Annotated in this window: 13 protein-coding genes; 8 read left to right on the top strand and 5 right to left on the bottom strand. The window is 63.8% G+C overall.

The window, feature by feature from the left end; all coding sequences use genetic code 11:
- The first annotated feature begins 386 nt into the window (after window positions 1–386).
- The 8 genes from I2H36_RS08000 (at window position 387) to I2H36_RS07965 (ending at window position 12,629) form a co-directional block, all read left to right on the top strand.
- Window positions 387–2,156 (top strand): type I secretion system permease/ATPase, encoded by a 1,770-nt coding sequence (locus tag I2H36_RS08000; RefSeq protein WP_196263368.1) that lies wholly within the window; start codon window positions 387–389, stop codon window positions 2,154–2,156.
- A complete protein-coding gene (locus tag I2H36_RS07995) occupies window positions 2,157–3,482 on the top strand; it encodes an HlyD family type I secretion periplasmic adaptor subunit (RefSeq protein WP_196263367.1) in 1,326 nt (441 codons plus the stop codon).
- 281 nt (window positions 3,483–3,763) lie between these two features.
- The gene (locus I2H36_RS07990) at window positions 3,764–5,965 is read left to right on the top strand and encodes an alpha,alpha-trehalose-phosphate synthase (UDP-forming) (RefSeq protein WP_246718724.1); all 2,202 of its coding nucleotides are present in this window, start codon (window positions 3,764–3,766) and stop codon (window positions 5,963–5,965) included.
- A 22-nt stretch (window positions 5,966–5,987) separates the two neighbouring features.
- Window positions 5,988–6,740, top strand: a complete 753-nt coding sequence (gene otsB / locus I2H36_RS07985; protein WP_196263365.1) for a trehalose-phosphatase — start codon at window positions 5,988–5,990, stop codon at window positions 6,738–6,740.
- Window position 6,741: 1 nt separating this feature from the next.
- Window positions 6,742–8,550 (top strand): glycoside hydrolase family 15 protein, encoded by a 1,809-nt coding sequence (locus I2H36_RS07980; protein WP_196263364.1) that lies wholly within the window; start codon window positions 6,742–6,744, stop codon window positions 8,548–8,550.
- 62 nt (window positions 8,551–8,612) lie between these two features.
- Window positions 8,613–9,593: a glucokinase gene (locus I2H36_RS07975; RefSeq protein ID WP_425523292.1), complete on the top strand. Its 981-nt coding sequence runs from the start codon at window positions 8,613–8,615 to the stop codon at window positions 9,591–9,593.
- Between the two features lie 64 nt (window positions 9,594–9,657).
- Complete coding sequence (locus I2H36_RS07970; protein ID WP_196263362.1) at window positions 9,658–10,773, top strand: succinylglutamate desuccinylase/aspartoacylase family protein; 1,116 nt, start codon at window positions 9,658–9,660, stop codon at window positions 10,771–10,773.
- A 272-nt stretch (window positions 10,774–11,045) separates the two neighbouring features.
- Window positions 11,046–12,629, top strand: coding sequence for a peptide chain release factor 3 (locus I2H36_RS07965; protein ID WP_196263361.1), 1,584 nt, complete (start codon window positions 11,046–11,048; stop codon window positions 12,627–12,629).
- 235 nt (window positions 12,630–12,864) lie between these two features.
- Here I2H36_RS07965 and I2H36_RS07960 read toward each other — a convergent pair whose 3' ends face one another.
- The 5 genes from I2H36_RS07960 to I2H36_RS07940 all read right to left on the bottom strand — a co-directional run bounded on the left by I2H36_RS07960 (window position 12,865) and on the right by I2H36_RS07940 (window position 18,518).
- The gene (locus tag I2H36_RS07960) at window positions 12,865–14,331 is read right to left on the bottom strand and encodes a PAS domain-containing protein (protein ID WP_196263360.1); all 1,467 of its coding nucleotides are present in this window, start codon (window positions 14,329–14,331) and stop codon (window positions 12,865–12,867) included.
- Between the two features lie 72 nt (window positions 14,332–14,403).
- Complete coding sequence (locus tag I2H36_RS07955) at window positions 14,404–15,354, bottom strand: sugar kinase (RefSeq protein ID WP_196263359.1); 951 nt, start codon at window positions 15,352–15,354, stop codon at window positions 14,404–14,406.
- A gap of 200 nt (window positions 15,355–15,554) precedes the next feature.
- On the bottom strand, window positions 15,555–16,463 hold the full coding sequence (locus I2H36_RS07950) for an N-acetylglucosamine kinase (protein ID WP_196263358.1): 909 nt from the start codon (window positions 16,461–16,463) through the stop codon (window positions 15,555–15,557).
- A gap of 35 nt (window positions 16,464–16,498) precedes the next feature.
- Window positions 16,499–17,389, bottom strand: coding sequence for an N-acetylmuramic acid 6-phosphate etherase (locus I2H36_RS07945; RefSeq protein WP_196263357.1), 891 nt, complete (start codon window positions 17,387–17,389; stop codon window positions 16,499–16,501).
- 109 nt (window positions 17,390–17,498) lie between these two features.
- The gene (locus tag I2H36_RS07940) at window positions 17,499–18,518 is read right to left on the bottom strand and encodes a serine hydrolase domain-containing protein (RefSeq protein ID WP_196263356.1); all 1,020 of its coding nucleotides are present in this window, start codon (window positions 18,516–18,518) and stop codon (window positions 17,499–17,501) included.
- Window positions 18,519–18,520 lie beyond the last annotated feature (2 nt).

Genomic DNA, 18,520 nt, shown 5'->3' with positions numbered 1-18,520 from the left:
GGTCACAGACGATTAACCACGAATGTTTACCAAAGCGTTATGGTTAAGATTCCTGGCTGCATTGCAACCCCCTCTAAACAAAGAGGGAAAGTAACTTTGCGCACATTGATAAAGATCTATTTAGAACTTTTTATTGACATAGTTACATATAATAGGGTTACAACAGGTGGCGTAACGGAAAGCGACACCTTAGGGGCATCTCAATACCCATAAGAGTACTGCCAACATAGGCCGCTAGGCCTAACTATGAAGAGATACTCTCGTGGGGCAAAACCCCGATATGGCAGCCATCGCCAAATGGCCACCGCTGTGCTAGGTAATAACCTTGCGGAGCGGCACTGCAATCAAGCTGGCGCCGGTCACGCGTGCGCTGATGGAAAGAAGACATGAAGCAGGCATCGAGAAATCGGGAAGAAAGTACAGAGGTCCAGGACGCTCTGAAATCCTGTCTTCCCTCATTCACGGGGGTTGCCGTCTTTTCGGCGGTGGTCAACCTTTTGGCGCTGACGGGCTCCATCTACATGCTCCAAGTCTATGACCGGGTGCTGTCGAGCCGGAGCATCCCGACCCTGATCGGCCTCTCGCTGATTACACTCGCGGCCTTTGCGCTCTCCGGCAGTCTCGACATGCTGCGCAGCCGGATGCTGGCGCGCATCGGCGCCCGCTTCGACGAGCTCCTGTCGCACCGGGTCTTCGACCTCGTGGCCACGATGCCGCTCAAGGGCGCCAAGCAGGCCGAGAGCATGCAGCCCATCCGCGATCTCGACACGATCCGCGGCTTCCTGTCGAGCCTTGGTCCCACGGCCCTGTTCGACATGCCCTTCCTGCCGATCTTCCTCATCGGCTGCTTCATGATCCATCCGGGTATCGGCGTCATGTCGGTGTTCGGCGGAGTGGTCATCGTGATCCTGACCATCTACACGGACGCCAAGAGCAAGGGGCCGTCCTATGAGGTGACCAAGAGCGGCGCCGAGCGGCACGTGATGGCGGAAACCAGCCGCCGCAATGCGGAGACCATCCGGGCCAACGGCATGCTGGGCTTCCTGGCCAAGCGCTATGACGACGTTCATGTCCGCCACGTCAATGACGGCCTGATGGCGAGCGAGTCGTCTGCCGGAATCAGCGCCTTCGCCAAGGTCTTCCGCATGGTCCTCCAATCGGCCATCCTGGGTCTCGGCGCCTATTATGTGATCCAGGGCCAGATGTCGGGCGGTCTCATGATCGCCGGCTCGATCCTGATGTCGCGTGCTCTGGCTCCTATCGAAATCGCGGTCGCGCACTGGAAGGGCTTCACCGCCTCCCGTCAGGCCTACCGCCGCCTTCAGCACATCATGTCGATCGTGCCGGCCCAGGGTCAGCGTATGCCGCTGCCTGCGCCCAAGTCGACCCTGACCGTGGAAGAGGTGTATATTGGCGCTCCGGGTGCCACGCTCCCGATCGTTCAGGCGGCTTCCCTTCAGCTGCAGGCCGGTCAGGGCCTGGGCCTCATCGGTCCCAGCGCCTCGGGCAAGTCGACCCTCGCCCGCGCCCTTGTCGGCGTGTGGCCGACCCTGCGCGGCGAGATCCGCCTCGACGGCGCGGCCCTCGACCAGTGGGAGCCCGATCCGCTCGGCCGCAACATCGGCTACCTGCCCCAGGACGTGGAACTGTTTGAAGGCACCGTTGCCGAGAACATCTCCCGCTTCCAGCCGGACGCCAAGCCGGACGATGTGATCGCTGCGGCTCAGACCGCCGGTGCCCACGAGCTGATCCTCAACCTGCCAGACGGCTACGACACCCGCATCGGCGAAGGCGGAGCCTCCCTGTCGGGCGGCCAGCGCCAGCGCGTTGCGCTCGCCCGCGCCCTCTACGGCAACCCGTTCCTGGTCGTGCTCGACGAGCCGAATGCCAGCCTCGACGGCGCCGGCGACGAGGCCCTGAACCAGGCTATCCTGTCGGTGAGGAAGCGCGGCGGCGTGGTCGTGGTCATCACCCACCGCCCGGCCGCTCTCGGTCAGGTCGATCAGGTGGCCATCATGGAAGAGGGCCGGATCAAGGCCATGGGTCCGCGGGACGAGGTTCTGCAATCCGTTATGAAACGCAATGCGACACCGGCTCCGGTGCGCCCGCAGCAGGCACCGGCAGCCCAGGCTGCTAACCTGCGAGAGGTTGGTTAAATGTTGGTCATTCAAGCTCCCCAGAAGAAACCCTCCGCCCATCAGCGGATCCTGCGCCAGTCCGCCATTGCCGGCGTGAGCCTGATCGCCCTGTTCGGCGGAACCATCGGCCTGTGGGCGGCGACCTCGACCCTATCCGGCGCCGTCGTCGCCGGCGGTCAGTTCGTGGTCGATACCAGCGTCAAGAAAATTCAGCATTCCACCGGCGGCATCGTCGGCGAACTCAAGGTCAAGGAAGGCGACCGGGTCACGCAGGGCGACCTTCTGGTTCGTCTGGACGAAACGGTAACCCGCGCAAACATGCAGGTCGTGTCCAAGCAGCTTGATGAGTATATCGGCCGCCAGGCCCGCCTCGAGGCTGAGCGTGACGGTACGTCCGAGGTCCAGATGCCAGCGGAGTTCGCTGGCCGACTGAACGATCCGGCCGTGCAGAAGATCATGTCTTCCGAGCGGACCCTGTTCACCGCACGCCGTGCCTCGCGGGACGCGCAGAAGGATCAGCTCAAGAAGCGCATCACTCAGTCCCGGGACGAGATCGGGGGATTGAAGGCGCAGCAGCAGGCGAAAACCCGTGAAGCCGACCTGATCGTGGACGAGCTGAAGGGTGTGCGCGACCTCTATCAGAGGAACTTGGTCCCGATTACGCGCCTCAATGCTCTTGAGCGGGATGCCGCCAGTATCGAAGGCCAGCGTGGCCAGCTGATCGCAGCGGTCGCCCAGGCCGAGAGCCGCATTGCTGAGACCGAGTTCCAGATCATCCAGATCGACGAGCAGATGCGTGCCGAGGCGATGCAGGAGCTGCGCGAGATCCAGGGCAAGGTCGCGGAATATACTGAGCGTAAAGTCGCTGCCGAGGATCAGCTGAAGCGCATCGACATCCGTGCGCCGAGCGACGGCTTCGTTCACCAGCTCAATGTTCACACCATCGGCGGCGTGATCTCTCCCGCCGAGCCCGTGATGAACATCGTGCCCGTGAACGACAAGCTCGAGCTCGAGGCCAAGGTTCTTCCGAACGAAATCGATCAGGTTAAGCTCGGGCAGAAGTCCACCGTGAAGGTACATGCCGCCAACGCCCGCATGATCCCGGATCTGCACGGCACGGTCAGCCGCATCTCGGCGGACGTATCGCGGGATCAGCAGACCGGCACGACCTTCTATACGATCAGGGTCGAGCTGCCGCAGGAAGAGATCAAGAAGCTCGAGAACCTGCACCTGATCGCAGGCATGCAGGCCGAAGTCTTCGTCGAGGTGAACCAGCGCACCCCGTTCGAATACTTCTTCAAGCCCATGCAGGAGCAGATCGCCCGCGCCTTCCGCGAGCACTGATCCCAACCTCTGAGACGATTTAGAACCGCGGCCGTTGCATTCAGCAGCGGCCGCGGTTTTCGTTTAAGGATCCTTCGGACAGCCCCTTGGGACCCGACTAAGCCTGGAAAGTTCCGCTCAAGAGCCCATAACAGGGGCAACGGCCGCGTCCCTGCGGCCGCCCATCGAAGCAATCTCCAGACGGCTTGCCGCGGAGCCTCGCCAAGCCGCTTCGATGAAGGTATTGGTTTTCTTGAGGAAAAAGCGTCTTGAAGATCATCCTGCGCTTTGGCGGCATTGCGATGCTGGTGGCGGCCATCGTCATCCTGGCCGTGCTGCCTTTTGCGACATCCTTTGTGGAGCAATGGTCGCGCCGTGACGTCGAGCTGCGATCCCGCCTCGTGTTCAATTCCGTTCGCGACCAAGTCAGCGGTCTGCTCGCTCGCAGCGATGCTCAGCAGATCGGCAATCTGTTCGAGCGCATCGCCTCCGACGAGCGCGTGCTCGCCATCGGGTATTGCGACGGGCAGGAGCTACGTTTCCCGACGGCCAACATGCCCAAGTCCTTCTCCTGTACGGAGGCCTCCCGCTCCGATGCGGAGAGCTTCTCCACCGTCAGGAATCAGGATCACAACGTTCTGGTCAGTTCCTTTCCTCTGAATGCAGGCGGGCGCTCAGGTCACCTCGTCGTCCTGCACGATCTGAGCTATGCCGACCAGCGCGGTGGGGAAGCGAGGAACTATCTCTTCCTGGCCCTTGCCGGCGTCGCCTTCGGGGCGGCGGCGCTCGCTGCCATGATTGCCGCCCTCATCATGCGCCGGTGGCTCGCCTCCATCCGGCAGGCGCTGGAGAGCGCCCGCGCGGGCAATGCGCAGCCGGCCGTGGAGGAGAATATCATCCCCCTCGGCAAGGAAATCCGCGACGTGCTCCAGGAGCTGGAATCCTCCCGGCGGACCATCGATGCCGCTCATACGGATTGGAGCCCAGATACGTTAAGAGCGGCGCTGGCCAACGAACTGTCCGGCTCCGAGGTCATCGTGGTATCGAACCGCGAGCCCTACATCCACAATCGCACCGAGACCGGCGAGATCTCCCTTCAGATTCCCGCAAGTGGCCTCGTGTCGGCTCTGGAGCCGGTGGTGCGCGCCTGCGGCGGCACATGGGTCGCCCATGGCAGCGGCACGGCGGACCGGGACGTGGTCGATGCCAGCGACCGGGTGCCCGTCCCGCCGAATCACCCGTCCTACACCCTGCGCCGGGTCTGGCTGTCGGAGGAGGAGCAGGACGGTTACTATTACGGGGCCGCCAATGAAGGCCTCTGGCCGCTCTGCCATATCGCCTTCGTGCGGCCGATCTTCCGCGAAGCCGACTGGCAATACTACCGCTCGGTGAATGAGAAATTCGCCGAGGCCATTGTGGCCGAGGCCAAGCGCGAGGATCCGATCATCCTGGTGCAGGACTACCATTTCGCCCTGCTGCCGCGCATGATCCGTGACCGGTTGCCCAATGCGACCATCGTGACTTTCTGGCATATCCCCTGGCCCAATGCCGAGACCTTCGGCATCTGCCCTTGGCGCGAGGAGATCGTCGATGGGCTGCTCGGCTCGTCGATCCTCGGCTTCCACACCCAGGCCCATTGCAACAACTTCCTGGATTCGGTCGATTCTTTCGTGGAAAGCCGCATCGACCGGGAGAAGGATTCGGTGTTCTTCGGCGGCGAGGAGACCCTGATTCGCCCCTATCCCATCTCTATCGAATGGCCCCCAACCGCCATGGAAGGTCAGAAGCCGATTGAGGAATGTCGCCGCATCGTGCGCGAGCGCTTAGGCTTGTCGCCGGACATGCGGATCGGCGTCGGCATCGAGCGGTTCGATTACACCAAGGGCATTCTCGACCGCATGCAGGCCATCGACGCGCTCATCGGGGAGAATCCGGAATGGCGAGGCAACTTCACCTTCGTGCAGGTTGCTGCCCCGACGCGCAGCAAGCTCGCCAATTACCGCCTGCTCCAAGAAGAGGCCGAAGCGCTCGCCCGCGACATCAACGAGCGTCATGGGGGCGACGGATACCAGCCCATCAGGCTCCTCATCCGCCACCACGAGCCCGACGAGGTGTTCGAGCTGTTTCGCGCAGCGGATCTCTGCATCGTATCGAGCCTGCACGACGGCATGAATTTGGTCGCCAAGGAGTTCGTGGCGGCCCGCGACGACGAGCAGGGCGTGCTCATCCTCTCGGCCTTCGCCGGAGCCTCGCGCGAATTGTCCGAGGCGCTGATCGTCAATCCCTACAACGCCCATGCCATGGGGCAGGCCATCAACCGCGCCCTGACCATGTCGCAGCCGGAGCAGCGCGAGCGCATGCGGCTGATGCGCGATCAGGTCAAGGAGCGCAATGTCTATCGTTGGGCCGGGCAAATGCTGCTCGCAGCCTCCCGACTGCGCAAGCAGCAGCGGATCAGGCAGCTGATCGCCAGAGGGCGCAGGCGGGCACCGGCCAATGCGTGACGTTTCGACAGGACAAAAGGCGATGGCCAGGACGAACGGGGATTATGCCCTCTTTCTCGATTTCGACGGGACGCTCGTCGATATCGTCGAACGTCCCGATGCGGTTGCGGTGGATCCGACCCTGCCGCAAGTTCTCACCAAGCTTCAGGAACGGCTTGGCGGTGCGCTCGCGATCGTCAGCGGACGTCCTGTTGAATTTCTCGACGGGCGCTTTGTGCCCCATGAATTCGACATGGCAGGATTGCATGGGCTCGAGCATCGCATCGCCGGACGGCTCTCCATGTGCGATCCGGACGAGCATCCTGCCCTGCGGAACATGGTGGCGCGTCTGAAGACGATCGTTGCAGATAAGGAGGGCATCCTGATCGAGGACAAGGGCTGCTCGGTTGCGATCCATTGGCGGCTGGCCCCGCACGAGAAGGACTTCGCGCTGGCCACCGCGCATGCTGCCATCGAGGCTTTGGGCAACGATTACCGTGTTCAGCACGGCAAAGCTGTGGCAGAAATCCTGCCCTCGGCGGCAGGGAAGGGCAAGGTGATCGAGCGGTTTCTTCACGAGGTCCCTTATAAGGGGCGGCGTCCGGTCTTCATTGGCGACGACCTGACCGACGAGAACGGCTTCAAGACCGTGAACGCCCATGGCGGCCTGTCCGTGCGCATCGGTGGCGGCGAGACCATCGCCAAGGTGCGCCTCGGAACGCCTGCGGAACTGCGCCACCGCCTGTCACTATGGGCGTCCGAAGGTTCTCTTCCTTTCAAAGAGGATGATTGTTGATATGAGTTCGTTGGACCTTGCCGTCATCGGCAATTGCATGATCTCGGCCCTGGTCGATCGCCGCGCGCAGATCGTCTGGAGCTGCTTTCCGCGATTCGATGGAGACCCCGTTTTTTCGGCCCTGCTCGATTGCCCTGAAGGACAGAGCGATGCGGACCAGAAGGGCGTCTTCGCCATCGACATGGCAGGCCTAGTGAGCTGCGAGCAGAGCTATCTCCAGAACACGGCAGTGCTCGTGTCTCGCATGACGGACTCCTCCGGCAACATCGTCGAGGTCACGGATTTCGCGCCCCGCTTCAAGCATTTCGACCGCACCTTCCGTCCGCCCATGCTTGTGCGCCGTGTCCAGCCCATCAAGGGGCGCCCGCGCATCCGCATCCGTCTTCGTCCGCATTTCGACTGGGGCGAATCCCCGCCCGGCCTGACCCGCGGCAGCAATCATCTGCGCTTCGTCGGCCCTGACTATTCTCTGCGCCTGACCACCGACGCATCGATTTCCTATGTCCAGGACGAGCGCTTCTTCGTGGTGGACCGGCCCATGTCGTTCTTCTTCGGCGAGGACGAGCCCCTGCGCTCGGAGGCCGACACCACGGCCCGGGCCTTCCTCGACAGCACGGTCGATTTCTGGCGCGACTGGGTGCGTTCGCTCTCCATCCCGTTCGACTGGCAGGAGGCGGTGATCCGCGCCGCCATCACGCTCAAGCTGTGCAACTTCGAGGAGACGGGCGCCATCGTGGCGGCGCTCACCACCTCGGTGCCGGAAGCGCCGCACACGCAGCGCAACTGGGATTATCGCTATTGCTGGCTGCGCGACGCCTATTTCGTGATCCAGGCCCTCAACCGGCTCGGCACCACCAAGACGATGGAGGAATACCTCACCTACATCACCAACATCGTCGACGACATGGACGCCATTCCCGACCAGAAGGACATGCCGCCGCTCTTCAGCATCACCCGCTCACCCGATCTCGAGGAGCGGGAAGCCACCGCGCTCGCGGGCTATCGCGGCATGGGTCCGGTGCGCGTCGGCAATGCGGCTTATACGCAGATCCAGAACGATGCCTATGGCAGCGTCGTGCTCGCCTCCGTTCACGCCTTTCTCGACAAGCGCCTGATCCGCACCGGCAACAAGGCCCTGTTCGAGCATCTGGAAAAGCTCGGTCACAGGGCCATCGAGGTATTCGACAAGCCCGATGCCGGCCCCTGGGAGCTGCGCACCAAAGCGGCCGTGCATACTTTTCCGAGCGTGATGTGCTGGGCGGCCTGCGACCGGCTCATCAAGATCGCCGAGGCCATGGGACGCGAGGACCGGGCCGCCTTCTGGCGCGAGAATGCCGAGCACATGCACCGGGTCATCGATGAGCGTGCCTACAACGCCGACAAGGGCACATTCGTGTCGTCCTTCGGCGGCACGGACCTCGACGCCACGCTCCTGCTCCTGGCGGAGCTCGATTTCGTCAAGGCGGACGATCCGCGCTTCGTCGCTACCGTGGAAGCCGTCGGGACGAAATTGCGACGGGGGGACCTGCTTCTGCGTTATGATGTGGAAGACGATTTCGGGCTTATGCACACGGCTTTCATGATCTGCGGCTTCTGGTACGTGGATGCCCTGAACGCCATCGGGCGCAAGGAGGAGGCGAAGGAATTGTTTGAGCATATCCTGAGCCTGCGCAATTCCTTCGGACTGTTCTCCGAAGATGCGGATTTCACCACCGGAGAGCTGTGGGGCAACTTCCCGCAGACCTATTCCATGGTCGGTCTCATCAACTCGGCCGTGCGCCTGAGCCGGAGCTGGGAGGAGGCGTTCTGATGGTCGTCATCGGACGCGGAAGGCAAAAAGGACGATAGGCTTTAATGTTCGCATTTCCCGTTCTGCTCGGCGATATCGGCGGCACCAATGCCCGCTTCGCCGTTCTGCCTGCGCCTGGCGGGACCGTTCAGCTCCTGCCGCGCGCCCTGACGGCGCAGACGCCCGATCCGGTCGGTGCGATCAGGATCGCGCTGGGAGCCTATGAGGGGCCTGCGCCCCGCTCAGCCATCATCGCTGTGGCGACGCGGGTGGACGCGCCCGCGATCCGGCTGACCAACGCCCATTGGCTCATCGATGCCGAGGCGATCGGCCGGACATTGGGTCTCGAGCGTGTGACCCTCGTCAACGACTACACGCCGGTGGCAGCTTCGGTGACGGTGCTCGAAGAGGCGAAGGGCGATCTCGCGCCTATCGGGGTGTTCCCGCCAGCCAAATCCGGCGCGCGGGTCGTCCTGGGGCCCGGCACAGGACTCGGGGCAGGCGCCCTAGTGCCGGTGGAGGACCGCTTCGCCATTCTGGCGACCGAGGCGGGCCACATGGAGTTCGGGCCCATTACGGATGAGGAAACCGCCCTCTGGCCGCATCTGGAGCGTGTGGGCGGGCGCATCTCCGGTGAGGTCGTGCTGTCGGGTCCGGGACTCTTCCGCATCGCCAGGGCGCTCGCCGCCCATCGCTGCGTCGACTGCCCCTTCACCATGCCCAACGACGTTCTCGCAGCCGCCCGTGAGGGCGACAGCCTAGCCAAGGATGCGCTGGACTTGTTCGGGCGTTTCCTTGGGCGCTTTGCCGGGGATCTCGCACTCACCTTCGAATCCTCCGGCGGCGTATTCATCGCGGGTGGCATCGCGCCCCGGATGATCGACATTCTCCAAGTGGGCGGCTTCCGCGAGGCCTTCGACCGCAAGGCGCCCCATGATGCCTGGGCCCGGAAGGTCCCGGTCTACGCGATCACCAATCCGGAGCCGGCCCTGCAGGGTCTGGCCGCTATCGTGACGAATCCCGAGCGCTTCGTCTTCCAATCGCAGGGGTGGCAGGCTACCTGAGGAGCCTGCCGCAAACGCGCCAAGCCGCATCGAGGCTGCCGGCGCTCCAACCTGCTGATTGGTGATGAGAACAGAACAGATCGCCCTTGCTCCGCTTGCTCCCGGAGCCGACCTCTCCCTGACCGTCCAGCGCTTCGGCGGGCAAGGCGCCCGCCCGCGCATCTATGTCCAGGCCTCGCTCCATGCGGACGAGATCCCCGGCATGATCGCAGCCCATCATCTGCGCGAGCGCCTCACCGGCCTTGAGAACGAGGGCCGGATCAAGGGTGAGATCGTGCTCGTGCCTGCGGCCAATCCGATCGGCCTGGCGCAAAGGGTGCTGGGCGACCATATCGGCCGCTTCAATCTTTCCGATGGCATTAATTTCAACCGCGGCTATCCCGACTTCGTGCCGAAGGCGGCTGATCGCATTGAAGGCAAGCTGACCGGCGACGGCGAATCGAATGTGCGCGTGATCCGCGAGGCCCTGCGGGCGGAGCTTGAGGCCTGGGCCCCGGCCAACCCGGCCGAGGCGATGAAGAAGGCGCTGCTCGGCCTCGCTCAGGAGGCCGACATTGTCCTCGACCTGCACTGCGACTCGGAAGCCGTCGTGCATCTCTACACTCATACCCGCTCGGAGGAGGCGTTCGCGTCGCTCTCCGCGTTGATCGGCGCTCACGCTTATCTGCTGGCGGATGTATCGGGCGACGAGCCCTTCGACGAGGCCTGCAGCCGCCCCTGGGCGGAACTGGCCGACCGCTTCCCGGATCACCCGATCCCCTTTGGCTGCCATTCGACCACCCTGGAGTTCCGGGGCGAGCGGGACGTGAGCCACGAGACAGGGCAGGCCGATGCGGCGGCGGTTGTCGATTACCTGATCCTGCGTGGCGCAATCGCCGGTGAGGATCCGCAGGTGCCGGAGCCGCTGTGCCAAGCCACGCCGCTCGCAGCCTCCGAGCCGGTAAAGGCCCCGGCCTATGGCATCCTGGTCTTCAAGGCTGAAATCGGGGCTCGGGTGAAATCCGGCGACGTGATCGCGGACATCGTCGATCCGCTGACTGGGGCTCTGACCCAGGCCAATGCGCCCTGCGACGGCGTGATGTTCGCCCGGATCGCCCAGCGCTTCGTCACCAAGGGCATGCGGCTGGCCAAGATCGCCGGCACCACGGCCAAGCGCACCGGCAAGCTGCTCAGTGCCTGAAACAAGAAAGGCCGCCCCGAGGGGCGGCCTTTCCATTGTCGGTTCCACGGCCCCGAAGAGCCGCCCTTAAAGGTGCGTTACGCACAAATCTCGACAGAGGCCAAGATCCAGGTCGCGGCAACCGGGGAACGTAGGGTATGACAATGAGACACTAGATCACCTCCTTTCGTTGTTGACGGGAAAGCCCCATATGGGGTGAGAAGAGTCCAGCGAAAGGGCAGGGCGCTGCGGCGTTCTGTCCCCCATGTCGATCCCAGAGAATTTTGAGAACCATGACCGATCTTCCGGCCCCTGTGGGCCGCCGCCGAACCTTTGCGATCATCTCCCACCCGGATGCTGGCAAGACCACGCTCACCGAAAAGCTGCTGCTGTTCGGAGGCGCGATTCAGCTTGCCGGCGAGGTGAAGGCCAAGAAGAACCGCGTCTCGACCCGGTCCGACTGGATGGGCATCGAGAAGGAGCGCGGCATCTCGGTGGTGACCTCGGTCATGACCTTCGAATATGGCGGCTGCGTCTTCAACCTGCTCGACACGCCGGGCCACGAGGACTTCTCGGAAGACACCTACCGCACGCTGACCGCCGTCGATTCCGCCATCATGGTGATCGACGCGGCCAAGGGCATCGAGGCGCGCACCCGCAAGCTGTTCGAGGTGTGCCGCATGCGCGACATCCCGATCGTGACGTTCATCAACAAGATGGACCGCGAGGCGCGCAGCCCCTTCGACCTCCTCGACGAGATCGAGAAGACGCTGGCGCTGGACACCTCGCCCGTCACCTGGCCGATCAGCCAGGGCAGGAGCTTTGCCGGCACCTTCGACCTGCGCCGCAACGTGGTTCGCCGCATCGACACCGATGATGAGCCGACGCCCGTCTCCGGCCCGGACGATCCGAAGCTGATGAGCCTGCTACCGCCGGAAGAGGCGGATGCCTGGCAGGAGGAGGTGATGCTCGCGCAGGAAGCCTGCAAGCCCTTCGACCTGCAGGCGTTCCGTGAAGGTCATCTCACGCCGGTGTTCTTTGGCTCGGCCCTGCGTAATTTCGGCGTGCGCGACCTCATCGACGCGCTGGCCGCCTATGCGCCGCCGCCGCGCGGCCAGGAGGCCGACAAGCGGCTTGTCGAGGCAAGCGAGCCGAAGATGTCGGGCTTCGTGTTCAAGATCCAGGCCAACATGGATCCGAACCACCGCGACCGTATCGCGTTTATGCGCATCTGCTCCGGCAAGCTCCAGCGCGGCATGAAGGCGAAGCTCGTGCGCACGGGCAAGCCCATGAGCCTGAACTCGCCGCAATTCTTCTTTGCGCAGGACCGTGCGATTGCGGACGAGGCCTGGGCCGGCGACGTGGTGGGCATTCCGAACCACGGCACCTTGCGCATCGGCGATACGCTCACCGAAGGCGAGGACATCGTCTTCCGCGGCGTGCCGAGCTTCGCGCCGGAAATCCTGCGCCGCATCAAGCTGCAGGACGCCATGAAGGCGAAGAAGCTGCGCGAGGCGCTGCAGCAGATGGCGGAAGAGGGCGTGGTGCAGCTCTTCGTGCCGCAGGACGGCTCCGGCGCCATTGTTGGCGTCGTGGGTGCGCTGCAGCTCGACGTGCTGAAGGAGCGCTTGGCTGCCGAGTACGGCCTACCCATCGACTATGATCCGACGCGCTTCTCCATCTGCCGCTGGATCACGGCGGACGATCCGCGGGAGCTCGACAAGTTCATCGAGAGCCACCTGTCGGCCATGGCGCGCGATCTCGACGAGGCGCCCGTGTTCATGGCGCCGAACATGTTCAACCTTCAATACGAGGTGGACCGCTACAAGGCGATCCAATTCTCGGACGTGAAGGATTACCAGAAGAAGGCGGCGTAGAGCTCGGCGTCCTTTCGCGACTGACGCTCCAAGTCATCACCGGCCTTGTGCCGGTGATCCCGCTTATTTGAGGCGAAACGTTTCTCCGCATCGGGATGGCCGGGACAAGCCCGGCCATGACGTGGAGGGTGTCATCCCCGGCGCACGAAGTGCGGGAAGGGGATCCATTCACACGCGCTGAGCCATGAATTCCCTTCCCCTCCGCTGCGCTCCGGCCGGGAATGACAATGCTGGATCAGGCGTCGAGCTGGTTCAGCGGCAGGTCGATGCGAACATGCAGGCCTTCTGCGCGCCAGTCATAGGCAATGGTGCCGCCGAGCTGGTCGGTCACGCTCCGGCGTACGAGCTTCGAGCCGAAGCCTTCCGTGCTCGGCACCCCTTGGGTCGCCGGTCCGTTGTCTTCCTGCCATGTGAGCGTGAGCATCACGCCGCGCACCCAGGTAATTCTCAGACGGCCTTCTGGAGCCGACAATGCTCCGTATTTCAACGCATTGGTGGCCAGTTCGTGCAGCACCAGGGTCAGGATCGTTGCGGCCTTCGGACCAATCCGCACCGGCGGTCCTTCCAGGATCATCGGGGAGGGCGTGTCCTGGCTGATGTGCGGCGCCAGGATGGCTTCCACGATCTTCTCGACAGTGGTCTCTTCATCGGCCGGATCACTGCCGGTGATGGCAGGGCGGATCAGCTCGTGCGCACGGGCCAAGGCATCGATACGTCCGCGCAGGGCAGCGGCCATCTGCTTCGGCGTCTCGGCCGTCCGCGCCGTCATGGCAATCATACCGCTGGTCATGGCGAAGAGGTTCTTGACCCGGTGGTTGAGCTCCTGCACCAGAAGCTGCCGAACCTCCTCGTTCCTGCGACGCTCGGTGATGTCGATGATCGTTCCGAGAATGCGCGCGGGTTTCAGTTCGCCGTTGATGATCTCGTAGAGCATGCGGCCGCGGCTGAGGATCCATCGGATCTCGCCGTCAGGGCGGACAATTCTGTGCTCAATCTGGATCTGTCCCCCCGAACGGGGATCGCTCAAGGACCCGACGCTGCTCACCACATGTTCGCGGTCGTCCGGGTGAATGGCTGAGTGCCAGAACTCATAGGTCGCGGGCTCGTTCTTCGGCAGGCCGAAGATGTCCTTCTGCCGGTCCGACCAGAAGGTCTCGCCGGTCTGGGCGTTCCATTCCCACAGGCCCATCTCCGTCGCCTCGACGGCAAGGGCCAGACGTTCGTTGTGAAGAGTAGCCTCGCGGGCCTTGATCTCGGCTTCACCACGCGCCTTGACCCGCTCAGTCACATGGGCGGCCAGAGCCAGGATACCGCTGATCTGGTCACCCCCATCGCGAACCGGCAGAAGCTTGATGTCCCAATAGGTGGTCGTGCCGGGCGTAAGCACGAGGGCATGATCCTTCAGCTCCTGGGGTTCGCCGGTCTGGAACACCTTCTCGCGTGATGTCCAAAGTTCAGGCGTGTATCTGTCACCCATGACCTCGGACACGGTCCGGCCGACAAGATCCTCGTCGGGAACAGACAAGGCGGACCGGAACAGGCGGTTGGCAAAGGCGAATTGCTGATCCGATCCAAGCGTGACGGCGATGGCCAGCGGCACGTTCTCCAGGAGCTCGGAAAGCGCCTCCCGGCTGAACCCTTCCGCTCCTCCCTGGAGGCGAATCTCATCGAGTCCATAGGCCCACGGTTGAGAGGGACTCACGCAGACATCCTTTACAAAGGCATATGGACGAGAGGCGTCAATGCCATACTGCTACAGTTTTGCAATATTGTTCTAGGCTGTCAGCTTGCTTTGTCCAGCTATCTCTGTGTCGTCCAGCAAGGCCTTGGACGCGGCCTTTTCCGGAAACTGCGCCTGCACCTGCGCGATGTCGGCAATCGTCGGCAAGCTCGCCTCGTTGCCGAGGTATTGGATCGCATGGGACGAGGCGCCGCGGGCGAAGATGAAGTGCTCGCGCCACGGCAGCTCCGGCCGGGCCATGGCGGAGTAGACATAGGCGCCGTGGAAGATGTCGCCGGCGCCGTTGGTGTCCACTACCTTGTCGCCCGGAACGTCGAGGGCGGGGAGGATCCCTTCCTGGCCGGTCTCGTCATACCAGACGAGGCCGCGCTCGCCCAAGGTCACGCCGCCGATCTTGCAGCCGCGGCTCTTGAGGTACTCCAACATCCCGGCGGGGGTCAGGTCCATCTGCTCGCACAGGCGTTCGGCCACGATGGCGACATCAATGAATTCGAGGAGCTCATGGGTGTTGGAACGCAGGCCGCCGCCATCGAGGGAAGTGAGGATTCCAGCCTCGCGGCAGGCCTTGGCGTAATGCATCGCGGCGTCGGCCTGGTGGCCGTCGAGATGCAGCGCCCTGCAGCCCTGCAGGTTCAGCGGTGGCACCGGGTGCAGGTAATGGTCGTCGCGGCAGCGCACGATGGCACGCTTGCCGCCGCGCGGCATGATGAAGGACAGGGACGACTCGTGAACCTTCCGGTGATGGACCGAAATGCCGTATTTCGCCGCCATGTCGATGAACATGCGGCCAAGCCAATCGTCGGCAATCGATGTGAGCAGATCCGGCGGAAGTCCCAGCTTGGCGCAGGCGAAGGCCGCCGTGACCGCATTGCCGCCGAAGGAGATCGCATAATCCCGTGCCACGGTCTTCTCGTCCCCGGTCGGCAACTCGTCCGCCAGGAAGGTCACGTCGATATAGGTCTGTCCGACAAAGAGAGCATGCATCGCTGGAACATCATCTCGTTGAATTCGCCGCCAGAGTCTTGGACGAGAGGGGAGCATTAGGCAAGTTCTTGAGTTGCTTTACTCTGCTGCGGGTGCCGTGTCCTCACCTCTCCCCACCGGGGAGAGGTACGCCAGCGCCAAGCTGAATTCAGGGCTTAGACGCGGTCGTCTCTCCGGGAGGGGCGACTTATACCGGCTCGTCATACCCTGTTGAGCGTCGCGGCCAGGCGGGCGGCCGTCAGGGCCGCGTCCAGATCGGTCGCGATGAACTCGACGGGGGCGATGAGCCCCTGGCGGAAGGCATTGGAGACGATCGGGTGGAGGCGCGCGCTGCCGCCCACCAGGGCAACCGGCCGGGGACCGAGGCGCTTGATGAGCGCATTGGCAAGGCGAGCCAGTTCCTCGCCGGCTTCGTTCAGGATGCGAAGAGCCGTGCCGTCATCGGCAGAGGCCGCCTCACCCACGGCGCGGGCCAGCGACCCGATCTTGCCCCGGTCGCCGCCATAGACGAAGGAGCGGACGATGTTCCAGTCGGTGCCCCCGAGCGCCCGGGCCATGCAGGTGCCCAGCGTCGAGGTCCAGCCTGCGCCGGGGCTTTCCTCCTCTGCCCGCAGGATAGCCTTGAGGGCCTCGCGGGCGATCCAGAAGCCGGAACCGCCATCGTCGATGAGGTTGCCGCGCCCGCCGACCCGGATCACCTGCTTGTCCTCGGACAGGTAGTAGCCGATGGAGCCGGTGCCGCTGTAGACCAGGATGCCCTCGCCCAGTTCGAAATAAGCCAGGTAGGCGATCCACATGTCCTCCGCGACGAAGACTTTCTCGGGCGGCAGTTCGAAGGTTTCCGCGAACATGGCCCGCATGGTGGCCTCGGCCGGGGTCTCGCGGGTGAGGCCGGTGATACCCGCGATGATGCCGAGCGGCTTGCCCGTCTTCACCACGGCTTGAGCCATATCGAGGACGATCTGGCGGGCGCGCTCTTCAGCAGCGGCGGAAAAGAGATGGCCGGTCAGGGGCGCCACGGAGCCTTGCGCCGCGCATCGTCCGCTGGCATCCGCCAACCGCCAGCGCGTGGCGGTTCCGCCCGCATCGATGCCCAGCCCCAGCCCCATGCGCCCGCAGCCTTCTTGTCAGTGTCCGCTTTCTGTTAGGACGTCTTGGGGAGATCCGCCAGAGCTTTGCGCAGATTGCCGTCGTGGCGCTCGAGCGCGCCTTGCGCCTGCGCCAGGCTGGCGCCCATAGCGATGAGCACGGCGGTCTTCAGGTCTCCGCCGGCTTCAAGGATCGCATCCGTCGCCGTCGCCTCGTCGCAATCGGTGATCTGCATGACCATGATCTCGCTGCGGCGGCGCAGCTTGGCGTTCGTTGCGCGCATGTTGACCATGAGGCCGCGATAGACCCGGTCCATCCTGACCATGATCAGAGTCGAGAGAAGGTTGAGGATCACCTTCTGCGCCGTGCCGGCCTTCATCCGCGTCGAGCCGGCCACCACCTCCTCGCCCGTATCGGCCAGGATCGGATGGGAGCAGACCTCGAGCAGCGGTGTGTCTGGATTATTGGAGATGCCAATGGTCTGGGCACCCCTGGCGGCCGCCTCCTGGAGGGCCGCAATGGTGAACGGCGTCCGTCCGCTGGCCGCCACACCGATCACCACATCGTCGGGTCCGATCTTGTTGTCGCGAATGCCCGCGATGCCGTCCTCGACCGAGTCTTCGGCATTCTCGACCGCCTGCATGATGGCGCCTTCGCCGCCGGCGATCAGATAGACGATGCGGTCATCGGGCCAGTTGAAGGTCGGCGGCAGCTCGGTGCCATCCTGAACGCCGATCCGGCCCGAGGTTCCGGCGCCGGCATACACAAGCCGCCCGCCGCGCCGCAGACGCGGCACGGCCTCTTCCGCAGCGGAGGCGATGGCAGGCAGGGAAGGCCTGACAGCCGCGACGGCGGAGAGCTGTCCCTCGAGAAAAGCCGAGAGCACATCGAGGCTCGGCCAGGTGTCGAGGTCCTGGTAGCGGGTGCTGAAATGTTCTGTCGCCATTATGCCAACCTTCTTCCAGACCAGTATAGGACCAGTTGTGGCCCGCAACAATCGCCTGCAAGCGACTGAGCGGTGCCGGCCGTCAACTTTTCTGTTGGCATCCTTAAAGTCAGGCGAGCCGATCAAACAACGCGATCACCTGCTCGCCCGTTGCACGGCGGAGAGGAAGGATCCCGCTGTCCTTGTGCCGGCTCGGATGAACCCGGTTTGTGAGGAGCGACCAAGCGAGCCCGCGGTCGAAATCGATCCAGAGGCCGGTACCAGTGAAGCCGGTGTGACCGATGGTGTCGGGCGAGCAGGCATCGCCGCCGTGCCAACCGGGATAGAAGCCTTCCCAGCCCACCGTCCGCTTCTCGGATTCCCGTGTACGGATGGCCTTGATGGAATCAGGCGACAGCCCCGTGCCGTCGAGGAGCGAACGGGCGAAGTCGAGCACACCGTCGATGGTGCCGAACAGACCCGCATGACCAGAGGCGCCACCGAGGGCGAAGGCGTTCTCGTCATGCACTTCGCCGCGGACCACGCGCCCGCGCCAAGTGTCCCTCTCGGTCGCAGCACACAGCTTCGGATCGGGCCTGAACGAGAAGCGTTCCGGCAGCGGCTGATCGATCAGTGCCTTCCCGGTGATGCGCTCGATGGCGATGCCGAGCAGCATGTAATTGATGTCGGAATAAACCGGCGGTCCCGGCTGCCAGACCCGCTGAAGAATGAAGGCGCGCAGCGTGTCCGGGTCCTGACCATAGGTGTAGAGCGGCTCCACGGCCGGCAGATGCGTCTGGTGCGCGAGGCACTGGCGAAAGGTGAGCCGCCGCTCGGCCGCGTTCATGTCGTACTGACGAAGATCCGGGATGATCGTCACCAACGGATCGTCGAGGGCGATCCGGCCTTCCTCGACCAATTGCAGAATGCGCGTGGTCGTGAAGATCACCTTCGTGAGCGAGGCGAGGTCGAACCATGTTTCACGGGAAACATTTTCACGCTCCGGCTCGATCTGCGCCGCGCCGGCCCATCGCAGGGCGCGTCCGCCACTTGCCGTAACGAGTCCAAGAACCGCGCCAGGTATGCTGCCGCTCTTAATCGAAGTGGCGGCGGGCGCGAAGGCTTCGTCGATTAGATCCATCAGGGCCATGG

Origin of the sequence: Microvirga terrestris (assembly GCF_015694425.1) — a bacterium.
Taxonomy (GTDB): Bacteria; Pseudomonadota; Alphaproteobacteria; order Rhizobiales; family Beijerinckiaceae; genus Microvirga; species Microvirga terrestris.
The sequence above is the reverse complement of the archived record's forward strand: the minus strand, read 5'-3'. Positions and strand labels throughout refer to the sequence as shown.